Consider the following 16,359-nt stretch of genomic DNA (forward strand, 5'->3'; position numbering starts at 1 on the left):
GAATAACAGCATGACGCACCCGCAAGACGCTTCTCTGGCGATTGGTATCGATCTGGGCACGACGAACAGCCTGATTAGCGTTTGGCAAAATGGCGAGGCCCGCCTGATACCGAATGCGCTGAATGACAACTTCACCCCCTCGGCTATCAGTATTGATGAAGACGGCAGTATTCTGGTCGGCAAACCTGCGATTTCTCGTTTGACGACGCACCCGCAGGTGTCGGCGTCGCTCTTTAAGCGCTACATGGGGAGCAAGAAAACCTTCCGGCTCGGGGATAAAACGTTCTCTCCCGCCGAACTGTCGGCCATGGTGTTGAAATCACTCAAAGCTGATGCGGAAAGTTACCTTGGGCACCCCATCAAGGACGTGGTGATCTCCGTGCCAGCCTATTTCAGCGATGAACAGCGTAAGCAGACGCGTTTTGCAGCGGAACTGGCAGAGCTGAATGCGGTTCGCTTAATCAATGAACCCACCGCAGCCTCGATGGCTTATGGCTTACACACGCAGGAACTGGGACGTACGCTGGTCTTCGACTTAGGCGGCGGCACTTTCGACGTCAGTGTGCTGGAATATGCGTTTCCGCTGATCGAAGTGCATAGCTCGGCGGGCGACAACTATCTGGGGGGAGAAGATTTCACGCAGGCGATGGTGAAAACCTGTCTGAAAGCGTGGAAACTTGAGGATTCGGCGATTCCCGCAACGGATCTGGCACGTCTTTACAGCCATGCGGAAGCGCTGAAATGTCAGCCCGGCTTTCCTTCTCAATCGAATGAACTGGTATGGCACTGGCGCGAGGAAGACTGGCGCATCGTACTGGATAATGAAGAAATCGAAGCGGCCTGGCTGCCGTTGATGAACCGCATTCGCGCGCCGATAGAACAGGCGCTGCACGATGCCCGCCTGAAACCGGAGCAGCTAGACCACGTGGTGCTGGTCGGCGGAGCATCAAAGATGTCGATTATCCAGAAACTGGTGGTCAGGCTGTTCGGCAAATTACCTTATCAGCATCTGGATGCGGATACCGTTGTCGCCAAGGGCGCGGCGGTGCAGGCTGCCTGTCGACTACGCGAGCAGGATATCGAAGAAGTGATCCTGACTGACGTTTGCCCGTATACCCTCGGGATTAAGACCGCCAACGATAAGCAAAATGGCCTGTTTTCCCCGATATTGGAACGCAATACGGTGGTGCCGACCTCGCGGGTCGAGACGTTTTCCACGGGTTCCGCCGGGCAGGACAATATCTGCATCGCGATCTATCAGGGGGAAAGCCCTTACGTCGATAACAACGTGTTTATCGATGAATTCACCATGCCGATAAAAGCGAAATCTTATAAGCAATCCATCGAGGTGCGTTTCAGCTATGACATCAATGGGCTGCTGGAAGTGGATGTTAACCTGCCGGACAGCGGCGATACCTTCACGAAAGTGATCGATCGCAGCCCGACCGGGCTGAGTGCCGAGCAACAGCAGAAGAGCCACCAGAAACTGCAAGCGCTGAAGATTCACCCTAGAGATAACTTGATGAACCGCAACCTGTTGGCACGGCTGGAAAAAGCCTGGGCGCAAACGCGTCTGGAAGAGAGGGAGCAGATCGGTTTCTGGCTACGGGATTTTGAACAGGCGCTGGCAGGGCAATATGCACCGGCAATTGACGAAGCGCGGCAGCGTATTGAGCGGTATCTGGATGAGGTATTTCGGTGATGTTTGGGCGGCGTGTCATTGCTACGCCGCCCGATTCGCTGTTGTCAGCTAGGTATGGTGTCCGTTTCGGTTTTCTTGCCAGTTGGCGGCGGCCCGAATTGGTTCCAGCGGTTAAGGCTCGGTGTCAGCAAGGGGAGCAGCAGAAACAGCGGTATGAGTAGGGTGAAGAAACTCATCACCCACGGCATATTGGAGCCGATATCGTTATAGCGTCGACGCGTCGCACTCAGCAGATTGAGCACGATGAGCACCATCAGTAGCCCTTCAATAGACGCCGGTGGCGACCCGATCCAGTCACTCGCGCGATAGAGAAAATAGCTTCCCAACCCGGCCTGCATCAGAAAACCGAGACGGCCTATGCGAGCGTTCGTGCGCCAGAGCTGCCACCAGTAGCTCTTTTTAGCCTGTGATGCCTGGAACTGACGTTCACGCCGATCGGCACATTGCAGCAGCACTTTCGACACCAATCTCAGCGTAACGTCTTCGTGCGGATAGGACAGATGCTCAGTTAAAAATCCCTGATCGCTGTTATCGAATAAGGACGTGTCATCCTTCGCACAGTTCTGAATAAGCTTGCCGATGAGCGTGACCCGTTTGTCATCGGAGAGTTGTTTTAGCTGTTTCTCCAGTTCATCCGACCCTTCGGTAAAGGCGGTACGGATCGCCTCTTCCTGTTCCGTTTCTACAGGAATAGCGGCAAGCCGCTCAAGGTGTTGCTCGGCCTGTCCTTCCTCTCCCACAAGGGCATAAAACGCGTGGAAAAAGATCTGGTAGATGATGGGCGATTTCGCCAGCTCCGCCTGCCAATGCTCATCGGTAAGATAAAAATGGCTTGCAGCGGATTCGCTGTAAGTTTCCCTGCTGCCGAGATATTCCTCAATAGAAGCGGGGAAGTTCATCCAGCAGTGATAGTGCAGCGGATCGGTGAGTTCCAGCTGTTTTTTCAACGGCGTCATCGCATCACCATCGTGGCATTCCGCCTTGCGGAAGCGTTGAGAGAGCGAATGTGCAGGGTGGGTTAAGACCAGTTCGGGCAGCACCGATTGACGAGGTAAACCCAGACAAGAGGCTGGATCGGTCATCATTAATGCGATAAGAATAGCCTGCCTCAGTTCCTCTTTAGCGCTGAGATCCTGCGGTTTCTCCACCCCTTGCGGCACCAGAGACACATCGCACCGGTAGCGTGCGGACAGCTCGACCAGACAATCATTGATCGGGTCGATTTCCTCTGTATGTATGCCGCTGTTGTACAGCTTGTTCAACTGATTCAGCGACAGCGGACGCCATTGTCGCAGCCAGGTTTGCGCCTGTAGCCAGGCGGATGATTTCTGGTTGGCGAACACGTTGGGCAGCGCCTCTTCTGACGGCGAATACAGCCATTCCGTGAAGGTATGAATCGCACCGGAGGTGTCCAGCCAGGATAGGCGCTGTGCCGCCTGAAACTGTAATCCCTGTAAGATCAACGCATACAGCGGTTCCTCGGGCAACGGCTGCGCCAGAATGTCCTGCAACAGGCGTTCATTACCCACGGTTAACATGCTGGCGTGCCAATACAGGCGATCCTGAATCGCGTCCCCGCTGTGTAGCAGCAGGTGTCGGTAGATGTCCTGCAAATCTTGTTTGCCCAGCTTCCAACGGGCATAGCTTTCTGCCATCGGCGACAGCGGCAGTTTCAGCGCTTCTCCCCAGCGTATCAGCATCTGGGTGTTGTGCTGAGAAATGAAGAAACGCTGGCGTGGATCGTCCAGCGCTAACCCTGTCAGATCTGGCGCTGGCGTAGAGTTGAACGACTGAATCAGTAAGGGAAGGGCATCTGGCTGGTGCTGTTTGCACCAATTAATCAGCCATTGTTCCGCCTGCGCATGGTGGGTTTGTTGGTAAAGCGTCAGCCACAGCGTGAAGGCCTGCTCGTTCTCTCCGGTAAGCGAACAGAGGCTGGCGCTGAGTTCGAGCCATTCCGCATCGTTCTGGGCCGCATCCAACTGTTGCAGACAGTAATCGCGCAGGGTGGCGTTGGGAACACCGGCGTGGCTGTGCCAGCGCGCGAGCTTTTGCATCAGCGCCGGGCTGTCGGGCCAATAAATCGCGGTCGGAGTGCGCAGCAACGTGCCCAATATAAACGCTGGTCGATTCCAGTACGTCCCATTCGCCTGCTGGAAGTAGAAGATGGTTTCCAACTGTGCGGGCAGGTTTAGGTGCGATAGCAGGGAAAAATCAAACAGATCCTCATAGCCGAGCGAGTCGAGGAAGTGGCGGACATCTTCCACTCCGTCGCCGGACAGCTCCCCTTGCCGCTGCTGCCAGCGCAGGCGTTCGGCCAGCACGCGGACACAGAGGATTGAGATGCAAGACTCGCGCATCAGTCGCTGAAGCAGCGGCCAGCGAATACGATCGATTACCTCAAAAGCCTGCTGATTCAACAACTGAATGTAGCGTTCCCAATACAGTGGAACGAAGCGTTCGGCTGGATTGTTTAACAGCAGCTCAAATGCGTTAACCAGCACTTCTATCTGGGGAGCGGCCTGCTCGGCAGAGTCATTCTCGGTTGCCGATGAGGCATTTTGTGATTCGGCAGGGGTCTGCTCTTCTTCATCCAACAGTACGGGATTTTTCGCCAGCTTGCAGGCGGTATCGTACGCCTCGCGCAGCTGTTTAAAGCCCTCGGGGTCGGTTTCCGGGTGAAACTGCGGCACTTTTTGACGATAAGCTTGGCGGATAACATCCAGATCCTGAGTCGGTTCAATGCCTAGCCGCTGCCAGCACAGTGTGTCCATTATATTTCCGCTTCTGGTAAGGACTCGGGCTTATCCATTTCTATCGGATCAACATCCCAGTCGAGGTCATGAATCGGGCAGTCCGGGTGGGTATAGAGCGTGCCGATCTGGTCAATGTAGTCAGGAATCTGGCTACAGTTGCTGAAAATGTAGCGCTGGCATTCTGGATCTTCCTCATCCGAGCCGAGCCAGTAGGTGCGGCCGATCAGGAACGCGGCGTAATAATTTTCCCAACTGCGGTAATAGTAACGCGCCCTGTCGGCTAGCCGGGTGTGAATCCACAGGTTCTCTTTTTCGCTAATCCAGCCGTTGAGTAATCCGATACGGCTCAGGAAACTCATGCGACCCAGATCCCAGGCACGGATCCCGCCTTCACCGCATAGCGCAGCTGTGTCGCTCACCAGCGCGAGTGCACCTTGCGCTTCTTCAGATTGATTGGCGCAGTGCTGCTGCCATTCGGATGCCGTCAGATGGTGCCAAAGATGATAGTTATACGCCAGACGCTCGGCATGGCCGCCGTCTGTCATATCGTTAATCATTGAGATCAGTCCTTCGCGGGACGTAATACCCCAACTGTTGCTCAGGCTGATGGTTTCACCGGGTTCATAAAAGGTCGGAGCGCAGAAGCGGGCGTCGTACTTGATATTGAGTGCGACCATCGGGGCGGAAAGCGCCATCAGCCAGCGCTGATATTCAGGTTCCATCAGAATAACGTCCAATTCCATCATGGTTAGCGTGCGATCGTACTTTATGTGCCTGAATATCGGTAGCTTTCAATCGAATGAAAAACGGCCATGTTTCACAATTTACTGATTTAAGACGATAAAAATAGCTGGTTTGCGGGGCGGTTCGCAGGGTGAAGCGTTTGACGGGATATTTTCCGTCGCAGACGGTTATACTGTCGGTTAATCGACGTTATTTATAAAAACTTCACCGGAAAGCAAGCATGCTAAGTTACCGCCACAGTTTCCATGCCGGCAATCACGCCGACGTGCTGAAACACACCGTTCAGAGCCTGATCATCACTGCCCTGAAAGAGAAAGAAAAACCTTTCCTGTATCTGGATACCCATGCGGGTGCTGGCCGCTATCAGCTCAGCGGCGAACACGCCGAGCGCACGGGGGAGTATCTGGATGGCATCGCGAAAATCTGGCAGCGTGACGACATTCCGGCTGAACTCGACCCTTACATGCAGGCCGTGCACACCTATAACCACAATGGGCGGCTGCGCTATTATCCTGGCTCCCCGCTGATTGCCCGCCAGCTGCTGCGTGAACAGGACAAGCTCCACTTGACCGAACTTCACCCCAGCGATTTCCCGCTGCTGCGCAATGAATTCCAGAAAGATTCGCGCACCAAAGTGCTGCGTGACGATGGCTATCAGCAGTTGAAATCACAGCTGCCGCCGCTTTCCCGTCGGGGATTTGTGCTGATCGATCCACCGTATGAGCTGAAAACGGACTACCAAGCCGTGGTGAAAGGCATTCAGGAAGGGCATAAACGCTTTGGTACAGGCGTATTTGCGCTGTGGTATCCGGTGGTGCTGCGTCAGCACATCAAACGCATGCTGAAAGAGCTGGAAGCCACGGGCATTCGCAACATTCTGCAAATTGAACTGGCGGTGCTGCCGGACAGCGATCGCTACGGCATGACGGCGTCTGGCATGATTGTGATTAACCCGCCATGGAAGCTGGCATCTCAGATGAAGAGTGTGCTGCCGTGGTTGCATGGCGTGCTGGTACCGGAAGGTACTGGACATACACTGGTGGAGCAAATCGTACCGGAGTAATGCACGCGATTGCGGTGGGCGACGCGGTCGGTTTTTCCTATCGCAACCATAGGTATAACCTTTATTCAGCGTATGGCTCTGGCGTTACACTCTAGGCAAATTTTATTCACTTAAGCATGGATACACTGATGACCAAACACTATGACTACCTTGCTATTGGCGGCGGCAGCGGCGGTATCGCGTCTATCAACCGCGCGGCGATGTATGGACAAAAATGTGCGTTGATCGAAGCAAAATATCTGGGCGGCACCTGCGTCAACGTCGGCTGTGTGCCGAAGAAAGTGATGTGGCATGCGGCGCAGATTGCCGAAGCGATCCATCAGTACGGGCCGGATTACGGGTTCGATACCACGGTGAACCAGTTTAACTGGGGCACGCTGGTTAAGAACCGTAGCGCCTACATCGATCGCATTCACCAGTCGTACGACAACGTGCTGGGTAAGAATAAGGTCGATGTTATCCACGGTTTTGCCCGCTTTGTCGATGCGCACACGGTGGAAGTGAACGGCGAGAAAATCACGGCTGATCATATCCTGATTGCGACGGGCGGTCGTCCGGTTCACCCTGACATTCCCGGTGCGGAATACGGCATTGATTCCGACGGTTTCTTTGAGCTGGATGCGCTGCCGAAGCGCACCGCGATTGTCGGTGCTGGTTATATCGCGGTGGAGATTGCTGGGGTGCTGAATGGGTTGGGCTCTGAAACCCACCTGTTTGTGCGTAAACACGCACCGCTGCGCAGCTTTGATCCGCTGATTGTCGATACGCTGGTGGAAGTGATGAACACCGAAGGGCCGACGCTGCATACCGAATCGATCCCGAAAGCGATTGTGAAGAATGCCGATGGCAGTCTGACGCTGGAGCTGGAAAACGGTCAATCACAAACCGTCGACTGCCTGATTTGGGCGATTGGCCGTGAACCCGCGACGGATAACCTGAACCTGAGCGTCACCGGTGTGGAACTGAACGACAAAGGCTATATCAACGTCGATAAATTCCAGAACACCAACGTTCCTGGCATTTATGCCGTAGGTGATAACACCGGTGCCGTCGAGCTAACGCCAGTTGCTGTCGCAGCGGGGCGTCGTTTGTCCGAGCGTTTGTTTAATAACAAGCCGGACGAGCATCTGGATTACAGCAACATCCCGACCGTCGTCTTCAGCCACCCGCCGATTGGCACGGTCGGGCTGACCGAGCCGCAGGCGCGTGAGCAGTACGGTGACGATCAGGTGAAAGTGTACAAATCTGCCTTCACCGCGATGTACACTGCCGTTACGCAGCACCGACAGCCGTGCCGCATGAAGCTGGTCTGCGTGGGCAAAGAAGAAAAAATCGTCGGCATCCACGGCATCGGTTTTGGTATGGACGAAATGCTGCAAGGCTTCGCGGTCGCTGTCAAAATGGGCGCAACCAAGAAAGATTTCGACAACACCGTCGCTATCCACCCGACTGCGTCGGAAGAGTTTGTGACGATGCGGTGATGGTATAGGGAAGCAGGCCTGACTGCTTTTTTGGAAAACGAAAATAGGCTGGTTGAATAGTGGACTATTTGGCCAGCCTTTTTGTATGCGGGAAAGCACATGGCCTAGTTGATTTGTTCAAGTGGTACTTGTCATGTGAGCTGATCCTTGATTTTTCGCCAATAAATAGATAATGCATCGTTTTAAATACAATTGGATGGTGTGTGAATAAATACTCATCTAATAGTTTTATTGTAATTTATTGCTAATGAAATTCTCTATCTCAAAATACTTATTTTTCTCACTCATCGTTCTTTACAGAAATAGGATTTTTTATCATTTTCTCGTTGCTGATGAAGAGCACCGTGCGGTCGCTTGTCTTAAAGATAAAAATAATCTATAGCATGAATTGTTTCCCCATCGTTTGATTGTTGTAAATGTGATTTCATCCCAATCACAGGAACAATACAAGGAATGATTCTATGAGCTATAAAGAAAGTACAGCACGTAATGATTTTTTCTATGGACTCGATATAAAGAAGCTACCCGATCAATTTCAGGAATTAATTGATATCATGGGCTTGGAGGATGCTTATATCTTTTCTAAATTATTTGGTGGTCAGTGTAAATATATTCCAAAATCACCTAAGTGTTTTTGTGTAGATATTAATGGGGGTTCTGTCGAAAAATTATGCCAGGAGTTTGGTGGTTTAAGTATCGATGTTCCTCATGCCAAAAATATTGACAGGCAGTTACGCAATCGTGAAATTATCAATTTGTTAGATAGAGGTAAATCAAGGACTGAAGTTGCTAAAATATACAACCTTGGTGTAAGGCAAGTGGCTAATATAAAGAAAAAAGTGTGTAAATAAAATCCCATGAATATCGTTGGTAAATAAAAAGCATCCAACCCGAGTTGGATGCTTTTTATTTATCATTTATTGTTAAAGACTAATGGTTTTACCGAGTTTGAAATATCCGGATTTTTGTCCAAAATCACTTAATAGATAGGTCGTTGCGGTCGAATGTTCTCCCATTGCGATCAGATAATCATCTGTTCCGGTATGGTAAAAAAAGATACTTACGCTTTTCTGATTATTACCAGAAGAGGCATGTAGCACGGGGTGGACATCATAAGTGTAGCTACCCGTCGCTTTTCCTTTTCCAGATGTAATGTCATTCATTGCTTGCTTCATATTGGCGTAGCGGTTCTTTTCAAGATAATCTTCTAATTCCTTTTCTGCCTGAGCCTGATTGAAAGGGCCGCTTTGTACACCTTGATCAATGATATAAATATAAGACATATTACTTCTCCAAAAGATAGGGAATGAGGAAGGCAGGAACCTACCTGCCTTCCGATTGCTGGATCAGGAAACAACCCAGGTATTGTTTTGTTGCAGTGTAGCGACAACGTTGTAAATATTGGGTTCGAACACTAATTCAACGGCATCGCTGATTTGCTCGACATCCAGAATTTCACCTTCTTCATAGTTACCAAATACAATCCAGTAGGAAGGATGTGGAATAAACTCAAGATGAAAATTTGGCTGTGCTGCTTGCACGAACGTCCCTGCGTTGCTCATCCCGATGCCAACAGCGGCCTGCTTGAGTGGGACACTACCACTTTCATCAATATAGAGTGAACCTGCTTGGCCAGTGAATGATGTCGGGCCAAAGAGATATCCCCCGTTGTAATCCAATAGAATGGTATTGGCTGATTGAAGGTCGGCAGAAATTTCTTCACCCCCTTCAAAAATAACGCCAGGTTTGACTTCCCCAGTATCTGACCAGACGAAAGAGTAATCGATACTCCAGCGAAATGTTTCATGCACATTTGGATTCACGAATTTGCTGAACCATGCCAGTGAGAAAATATTCCGTGCCTTCTGGTCAGGCGCTTTTTGGAAGATTGCCACATTGCCTGAATTACTTGATTTGTTGATAAATTCAACGCTGTATTGATTAGACATAATGTATTCCTCTTTATTCTGAACCCAGGATTAGGCTCAATTTCTATTATCCATACGATTATGTTTAACATAACGGGGAAGTAAGTCCTGTGAATTATAGATTTCATTTTTTTGATGCTAAAAATAATTTATTTTAATTGAAATAATTATGGTGATTGGTAACTCAGTAAGAAACGATATACTACGGATGTTTATTAGAAATGATGTAGCCTAATATTAATTCCCACGCCCTCCTGCATATAAAAAAGCATAGGGAGTTAAAAGCAGAAATCAGAGGATGAGATTAGGCTGATACAATGAGGCTAACTTGGCTTCCTATCTGTGTATATCTTAGCATTTTGAGATAACAGATTGATAATGATTATCGTTAGTGTTTTGTTTATGGTAAGTTGCGGTGAATGGGTTCGATCCCGCAGATTGATTTTTCCTTACAAAACATACGGTTTCTCACTATGTCTTTAGCTACCCGTACAACGCCTTCAGCCTATCGGCTGTTCAATTTACGTTTAGAGAGCAAGACGCTGCTCTCGCCTTCATTGGCTCGCTGTGTGTTCACTGGCTCGGAAGTGCGCCAGATGAAACTGGACGCGCCGGATCAGCGCATCAAACTGTTGTTCGCCAGCGAAAGCGGGGAGCTGACGCCAATGTCCGTGAGCGACACCTGGTATCAGGATTATCTGGCGCTGCCGCGTGAGCGCCGTCCGATTTTGCGCACCTATACGCTGCGTTCTGTCTCACACGAGTCACAGCAGGCAACGGTCGATTTTGTGCTGCACGGTGACACCGGGCCTGCTTCAAGCTGGGCAAATCACGCTAAGCCGGGCGATGCGCTACAGATCGTTGCCCCCAACGCAGAGGCCGATGGCGACAGCGGCGGCTATGAGTGGGCACCGCACGAGGGCGTTGAGCAAGTGCTGTTGATTGCGGATGAAACGGCGCTGCCTGCGGCAATGGGGATTCTTGAACAGCTGGCTACTCAGCCTTCTCCACCGTCGGTACAGGCTTTTTTTGAAGTACCAAAAGCGACTGACTGCGTGACACCGAGCGATTTCCCTTTTGCCCAGATTCACTGGCTGCCTCGTGAGGAAACGGGCAGCACAGTATGGGGCGAACGCCTGCTGGCTGCGGTGCAACAGGATGTGAAGATTCCCGCCAGCGCTTGTACAAATCGTGATGAAATCGCACAGGAAACGCCGGAAGATGAGCTACTGTGGGAACGGGCAACGGCGCATCGTCCGTTTTACGCCTGGGCGGCGGGAGAGTCTTCCGCAATCAAACGACTGCGCCGCTATCTGCTCGACGAGCGGCATCTCGATAAAGAGACGATCAACTTTATGGCGTATTGGTCGCATCGCTAAGAGACAACGTCAGGAGGGATATTCCCTCCTGCGCTTATTTCCCCATCATCTCCGCCAACTGCTGTTCATCCGGCAGCCCGACCACTTGCTGTAGTTCATTCTTATCATTCAGGTAATAGATGGCAGGCGTGACGTTTGCGCCTAATTCATCCATTAGCCGCTGATTATGCTGAATGTTATTCCAGATATCACGGGATGATGCTTCGGGGAACGGAGGCACCGTTTTGCCGTTCGATAGCTCATACTCATGCCAGGCTTTGGCCGGATCGCTGGCGGCGAGAATCGCGGCGGCATAACGCCCGCTTTCTGGTTTAATGACGCCGACCAGCAGCGTTTGCAGTTGGACTTTTCCTGCTTTCACCCACGGCTGTGCCTGCTGCCAGAACTGTTTGCAGTACGGGCAGAATGGGTCGGCGAAGACGATGATTTTACGCGGCGCGTCCTTCACCCCTTCGGTGATAAACGGCGCCTGCTGCAATTTCTGCCACATCTCCCGACCAGCAGGCACATACACTTCCTGCTGAATCAGCGTTTCACTCAGGTTGTTGCCGTGTTCATCATACATATAGCCCGAAATAGCATGCTTACCATCCGGCGTTAAGTAGATGGTCACCCCTACGCCCTGATAGCTGCCCAACCAGCCTTGCACGCCGCCGGGTGCAGTGAAGGGTTTGATGATCGTAATGCCCTGTTTTTCGATACTCTTCACCGCGTCTGGAAGAGTATCTTGCGCCAGTGACGATGCGGAAAGCGTTAATAAGGTGAGTATAAGGAAGCCGCGTTTTATCATGGTGTTGTGCCTGTATCATGGGTCATGCTTGCCGGATAGCCTAGTGGAGAGGTGCCAATAAGGGGAGTTTATTTACGCTTCCTGAATCAGAACCGGATTGTGGCCTGTCGTTATGCAATCTGCCGTGACCTTGACCGAATCGCTGATTGCTTTTACGTTTGCCGCGACGCTGCTGACCCTGACGCCGGGTCTGGATACCGCGCTGATTCTACGCACCGCTACTGTTGAAGGCAGTAAAAAGGCCTTCCATGCCGCGTTTGGTATTAACGTTGGTTGCCTGATTTGGGGCGCGATGGTGGCGTTTGGTCTGGGAACGCTGATTGCTGCCACGCGTCCGCTGTCGCGTTTTTTGCGTCGCGGTTCTGTAGTGAAGTGGATGGACCGAACGACAGGCGTTATTTTTCTGGCATTTGCCGCGCGTCTGGTTTTGTCTCGGCGGTAAGTTAGCGCCACTGCACTGATTATCCGCAGTGGTGCGGTGTGAAAACTTGATTATGAAGCACTAAATCCGTTCTGCATCGAGAATGCTCATAAGATTCAGGCGGTGTCGATAGCACCGCAGCGTCGTATCAATCGCCTCCGCAGGCATAAAGGAATCCCGATAGGTTGATTCAACGCATTCAGCTTCTTTGATGAAGTCTGCCAGTAGCTTTTTGGTAAGCTTTTCACTCAGCCCGATACGCTGTCCGAACAGAATGAAATCCATACCCAGATACTCTCCGTCCGCGGTTTCAAAGCCGGGTGCGAGCGCTTCATCCCCCTCTTCTTGAATCAGCAGCGGTAGTGCCATGAAGCAGGAAGAAAAATAGGTGGGATAGGGGGCGACGGAAACAAAGTCATAAATAGGGGACAGCATTAATTGGCCTGAGCGCGAATGTATCAGCCCAAAATTACGCAGGTGCATGTCGTTGTTACCCAGCATGTAGGCGTAAGCGATGCGGCGGAACAGATCTATTTTGAAGACGATATTGTCATTTACGTGCTCGCTAAGGAATAAAGCCAACCGCTCATAACTGACGTATTGTCTGCCATCTGCTCGTATTTTACCGAATTTTTCCCCGATCCCCATCGCACCGTCCAACTGTTCCTGATGGATAGGGTGGCCCGTTTTTTCGTCGCGGTCGAAGCGCTTAATAACGAAAGCAAACTCAGGTTCGTCATCAGCCTGCTCCGGTTTAAAACGAAGCAACCCGTGTGGTGGGACGGCAAATCCCAGGCGTGCCATTAGCGTCATCGTGGCATGTTCGTTTTCTGCCAAATGGGGAAATTCAATCGGAGAGGGTTTGAGAATGTACAGCCCTTGATGATCAACGACGATAAATGCCCGATCTTGTAACACCATCTGAATCTTGGGCTGATAGCCAGAAATACTCATGCCTTTCTGTGTTTGTGGCAGGTCGTGCATGAATTGCTGGCGGGTGAAACGTAAGTCTGGAGAGGTATGCATTGACCCGGCCAGATGCTTCAAACCTTTACGGCTATAACCTGTGGCCATCTCTTCTTCATGCGTCAGCGGTGTCAGCAAAATTCGACATGTTGTCATGCTTTATCCTCTGCAATCAGTTGTACGGCGCCGATCAGATTCTTACCGTTTTGAATGAGGATACCAAATAGGTCTTTCTCATCCAGATGTTGTAGCTGGCTGTACTGGCGCCGGAGCCAGCCTTCGGGGGCTAACGAGGCGAAATAGGGCGGCAATGTTTTGCTGCGAAATATTCCGGTCTGTATCGGTAGGCTCAAGGATAATGGCGGGCCGATGTAGGACTTTTTATATTCAAACAAATAGCCTTTATCGTCCTGACTTAACTGGCCGATGTGGACACCGTAAAGGTAGACCTTTACTTGACGGCGCACAGTTTTATCCCTAACGCAGAGCAGACGCTATAAACCGTGGCAAATTTCACCTGAGCGGGATCTTTGAATAAACGTTTTAACGTGGATAGGGATACGCCAGTCTGTAGCTCCAGCGTAGCGAGTTCGATGCCCAACGCTTTACGTCGCGTATTTAGCTGAACGCCAAATACATCCAGAGAATGAATGTGGTCTTCCAGCATAACCTCTTTGCTGGAGGCATCGCTACGCGCGAGTTCATGCCGGAGTTCGTCGATAGCTTCGCTAATGGCGTCGAGCTTGAGTAATGTTGGTGCAGTAGTGGGTGTGTTCATAAATGGACTCTACTTTTGAATCTAACCCGTTAATGGGTTAAGTGTAGTCCGTAAATTTTCTTAATGTCCATGTGTAATACTTATTTTTTGTTTTTTACTTAATTTGGCTCATTTATGACACTAAAAATAAATAACATCAGGCGGCGCGAATATCGTACCGCCTGATTAGTTATTGCATGAACTGGATTAATGCTCCGGCCAGAACGGTTCACCTAGCGTGAGCATCAGTCGGTTGGCCCATGAGAAGAAGGCGGCTGACTGCACCACATCGGCAATCTCCAGTGCATCTAACCCCTGTTCTTGCAACTGCTTCAGGTCGTTGGCGTTGACCTGTGCGGGCGTGGCGGAAAGACGTGCCGAGAAATCGATAATCGCCTGCCAGCGTGGACTTTGGCCGATGCTCAAATCGCCGCCGGGGACGACGTCCAGCAGTCGCTGCACGTCACTGTCCTGCTTGGAGAGCTGGCTGGCTTTACGTGCATGTACTGAGGCGCAGTAGATGCAACCGTTGACCTTGCTGGTGACGGCGGCGATCAGTTCGCGCTCTTTACGCGGCAGGCCGCCAGCGGTATAGAAAATCCCTTTATCCGTCAGCGTGCGCTGTTCCAGCACCGGAAGGTTGCGGCCTAGCAAACGGAAATAGTCGGAATTGGTGTGGCCGAAGCGCGCCAGAATCGCCTGCTCATCCGCATTAAATGCTGCCAGCGGTTTGGGCGCGATCCACGGTTCCCAATCCAGTTCCGCCTGAGTGAATGCCTGCGGTGCAGACTTACCGCTGTGCGTCTGTGCTTGGGTATGCCACTGGCCTGCAACGGCGGCCTGCGAATGCGGCTGGCTAATGCGATGACCGGCAATCAGGCGATAGCCGCGCAGCAGCCGGCTTTGAAAATTTACAAACGCAATGAGCTGCGACAGCGTCACGATGTCATCTACCGACCAGCCTGCCTGCTCCAGCGCATTGACGTGGGACGCCGAGGCTTGCACGGGCGTTTTTGTCAGGCGTTCAGCATGATCCAGCGCCAGCTGTAGCGCGGGTGTCAGCGAGGGGTCAGGGAAGTCCGCTAGCCGCTCGGCATAAAAATGCTGTAGCTGCTCATCCTGCTGCCAGCCGCTGATTTTTGTCGCAAACCAGAAGCGTAGCGATAGCGGTAATGTCGCATTGTCTGCGGCGTCGGCGTTAAACAGCGCGTCGTAGCTGCCTTGGGTGTGGCGAGTTGCCGCATCGCGGGTTTTTCTGGCGGCGGCGAGGGCCGAATCCGAGCTGATTTCAGCCAGCGCATCCAGTACGTCATGGGTGTGTAACGTGTTAGCGTGCGTCATGCAATCTCCTGCCCGATTGGGCTTTTCTGTTTGACGGCGGGCTTCCAGCCCAAAGCGGGGGCGACCTGAGTCGCTATCAGTTCAAGTGAACGCAGAATCAGTGCGTGCGGCGGATCGATGGAATGCACCTGGAATGTCACATCGGTCGCGCGCTCCAGCGAGCTGTCTGCCCGCAGTGACGCAATCACATCTTGCGCAGTGCCAACATGGCTATCGAAGGAGGCGATCAGCGCCTCCACCGAGTCGTGAGGGATCGGGCGGAACGTGCCGGAACGGGCGGCGGAACGATTAAGTCCTTTCTCTGCCAGACTTAGTGCTAATTGACGATCGTCAGCCACGAAAACGCTGCGCGAGCTGAGGATGCGCGGTGCGACACCAGTGGGCAGCGCGGCCAAATAGGCGTCGATCATTGTGTTTTGTAGATCGGCGAGCGTGGCGTCTGGGAAATGCTCCGGGCGCGGCTGGGTACGGGAAAGCATCAGGCCATCGCCTGCTTTACCGGCACGCTCGGCACCTTCGATGGAAAACGTGGCCTGCCAGACGCGCTTATCCAAATGCGGCGCGGCAGGGTAGAGCTGATTACCGTCTTCGCTCAAGGCTTCCCCTCGCCACGCGGCGCGCAGTTTTTCCAGATAGCGCCCGAGGATCTGTCCGCGCTGTGCGCTGTCGTGACCAAATGCGGCGAATGAGGACGGTGTACCGCCAGAACCCACGCCGACTTCCAGCCTGCCGTTGCTGAGTAAATCGAGCACGGCGGTGTCTTCCGCTACGCGCAGCGGCTCTTCCATCGGCAGCGTAATCACGCCAGTGCCGAGCAGGATGCGTTGGGTGCGTGCTGCGACCAGCGCCAGAAACACCAGCGGTGAAGGCAACCCGCCTTCATCCGCGTGAAAGTGGTGCTGTGCGACCCAGGCGCTGTCGAAGCCTAATTGTTCGGCTTTGACGATCTGTTCCGTCGCCAGCCGATAGCGCTGCTGGGCGGAGACGTCATCCAGTAATCGCGTGAAAAATCCCAGACGTTTCGTTGCCAT

The 16,359-nt window shown here is 52.2% G+C and carries 16 protein-coding genes; 6 read left to right on the forward strand and 10 right to left on the reverse strand.

Annotation, left to right across the window (positions count from 1 at the left end):
• Positions 1–10: 10 nt before the first annotated feature.
• Positions 11–1,702: a molecular chaperone HscC gene (locus tag JFY74_00395; protein ID QQG28578.1), complete on the forward strand. Its 1,692-nt coding sequence runs from the start codon at positions 11–13 to the stop codon at positions 1,700–1,702.
• A 44-nt stretch (positions 1,703–1,746) separates the two neighbouring features.
• Here JFY74_00395 and JFY74_00400 read toward each other — a convergent pair whose 3' ends face one another.
• Both JFY74_00400 and JFY74_00405 read right to left on the reverse strand, forming a co-directional pair.
• Positions 1,747–4,476, reverse strand: a complete 2,730-nt coding sequence (locus JFY74_00400) for a J domain-containing protein (protein QQG28579.1) — start codon at positions 4,474–4,476, stop codon at positions 1,747–1,749.
• On the reverse strand, positions 4,476–5,204 hold the full coding sequence (locus JFY74_00405; protein ID QQG28580.1) for a DUF1266 domain-containing protein: 729 nt from the start codon (positions 5,202–5,204) through the stop codon (positions 4,476–4,478). Before JFY74_00405 ends, JFY74_00400 begins: the two co-directional genes overlap by 1 nt.
• Before the next feature lie 218 nt (positions 5,205–5,422).
• Between JFY74_00405 and JFY74_00410 the strand changes: the two genes are divergently transcribed.
• From JFY74_00410 to JFY74_00420, 3 genes are all read left to right on the forward strand, one after another.
• Positions 5,423–6,265, forward strand: coding sequence for a 23S rRNA (adenine(2030)-N(6))-methyltransferase RlmJ (locus tag JFY74_00410; protein QQG28581.1), 843 nt, complete (start codon positions 5,423–5,425; stop codon positions 6,263–6,265).
• Positions 6,266–6,393: 128 nt separating this feature from the next.
• Positions 6,394–7,746 carry a glutathione-disulfide reductase gene (gene gorA / locus JFY74_00415; GenBank protein QQG28582.1) on the forward strand — a complete coding sequence of 451 codons (1,353 nt, stop codon included), beginning with the start codon at positions 6,394–6,396 and terminating at the stop codon, positions 7,744–7,746.
• Between the two features lie 461 nt (positions 7,747–8,207).
• A complete protein-coding gene (locus JFY74_00420; GenBank protein QQG28583.1) occupies positions 8,208–8,597 on the forward strand; it encodes a hypothetical protein in 390 nt (129 codons plus the stop codon).
• A gap of 72 nt (positions 8,598–8,669) precedes the next feature.
• Here JFY74_00420 and JFY74_00425 read toward each other — a convergent pair whose 3' ends face one another.
• Together JFY74_00425 and JFY74_00430 are read right to left on the reverse strand one after the other, a co-directional pair.
• Positions 8,670–9,029 (reverse strand): hypothetical protein, encoded by a 360-nt coding sequence (locus JFY74_00425; GenBank protein ID QQG28584.1) that lies wholly within the window; start codon positions 9,027–9,029, stop codon positions 8,670–8,672.
• A 63-nt stretch (positions 9,030–9,092) separates the two neighbouring features.
• Positions 9,093–9,695: a RhiA gene (locus JFY74_00430; GenBank protein ID QQG28585.1), complete on the reverse strand. Its 603-nt coding sequence runs from the start codon at positions 9,693–9,695 to the stop codon at positions 9,093–9,095.
• A gap of 452 nt (positions 9,696–10,147) precedes the next feature.
• Between JFY74_00430 and JFY74_00435 the strand changes: the two genes are divergently transcribed.
• Positions 10,148–11,053 (forward strand): siderophore-interacting protein, encoded by a 906-nt coding sequence (locus JFY74_00435; protein QQG28586.1) that lies wholly within the window; start codon positions 10,148–10,150, stop codon positions 11,051–11,053.
• A 34-nt stretch (positions 11,054–11,087) separates the two neighbouring features.
• Here the strand turns inward: JFY74_00435 and dsbG are convergent, their stop codons facing one another.
• The gene (gene dsbG / locus JFY74_00440) at positions 11,088–11,843 is read right to left on the reverse strand and encodes a thiol:disulfide interchange protein DsbG (protein ID QQG28587.1); all 756 of its coding nucleotides are present in this window, start codon (positions 11,841–11,843) and stop codon (positions 11,088–11,090) included.
• A 124-nt stretch (positions 11,844–11,967) separates the two neighbouring features.
• Between dsbG and JFY74_00445 the strand changes: the two genes are divergently transcribed.
• Complete coding sequence (locus JFY74_00445) at positions 11,968–12,285, forward strand: LysE family transporter (protein ID QQG30410.1); 318 nt, start codon at positions 11,968–11,970, stop codon at positions 12,283–12,285.
• Positions 12,286–12,345: 60 nt separating this feature from the next.
• Here the strand turns inward: JFY74_00445 and JFY74_00450 are convergent, their stop codons facing one another.
• The 5 genes from JFY74_00450 to JFY74_00470 all read right to left on the reverse strand — a co-directional run bounded on the left by JFY74_00450 (position 12,346) and on the right by JFY74_00470 (position 16,359).
• On the reverse strand, positions 12,346–13,386 hold the full coding sequence (locus JFY74_00450; GenBank protein ID QQG28588.1) for a HipA domain-containing protein: 1,041 nt from the start codon (positions 13,384–13,386) through the stop codon (positions 12,346–12,348).
• Positions 13,383–13,697, reverse strand: a complete 315-nt coding sequence (locus tag JFY74_00455) for a HipA N-terminal domain-containing protein (GenBank protein QQG28589.1) — start codon at positions 13,695–13,697, stop codon at positions 13,383–13,385. The genes JFY74_00450 and JFY74_00455 overlap by 4 nt, the downstream gene beginning before the upstream one ends.
• On the reverse strand, positions 13,682–14,008 hold the full coding sequence (locus tag JFY74_00460) for a helix-turn-helix domain-containing protein (protein QQG28590.1): 327 nt from the start codon (positions 14,006–14,008) through the stop codon (positions 13,682–13,684). Before JFY74_00460 ends, JFY74_00455 begins: the two co-directional genes overlap by 16 nt.
• A gap of 186 nt (positions 14,009–14,194) precedes the next feature.
• Complete coding sequence (locus JFY74_00465) at positions 14,195–15,328, reverse strand: alkylhydroperoxidase domain protein (protein QQG28591.1); 1,134 nt, start codon at positions 15,326–15,328, stop codon at positions 14,195–14,197.
• Positions 15,325–16,359: a putative FMN-dependent luciferase-like monooxygenase gene (locus tag JFY74_00470; GenBank protein ID QQG28592.1), complete on the reverse strand. Its 1,035-nt coding sequence runs from the start codon at positions 16,357–16,359 to the stop codon at positions 15,325–15,327. The genes JFY74_00465 and JFY74_00470 overlap by 4 nt, the downstream gene beginning before the upstream one ends.

Source organism: Pectobacterium carotovorum (assembly GCA_016415585.1).
GTDB lineage: Bacteria > Pseudomonadota > Gammaproteobacteria > Enterobacterales > Enterobacteriaceae > Pectobacterium > Pectobacterium carotovorum_K.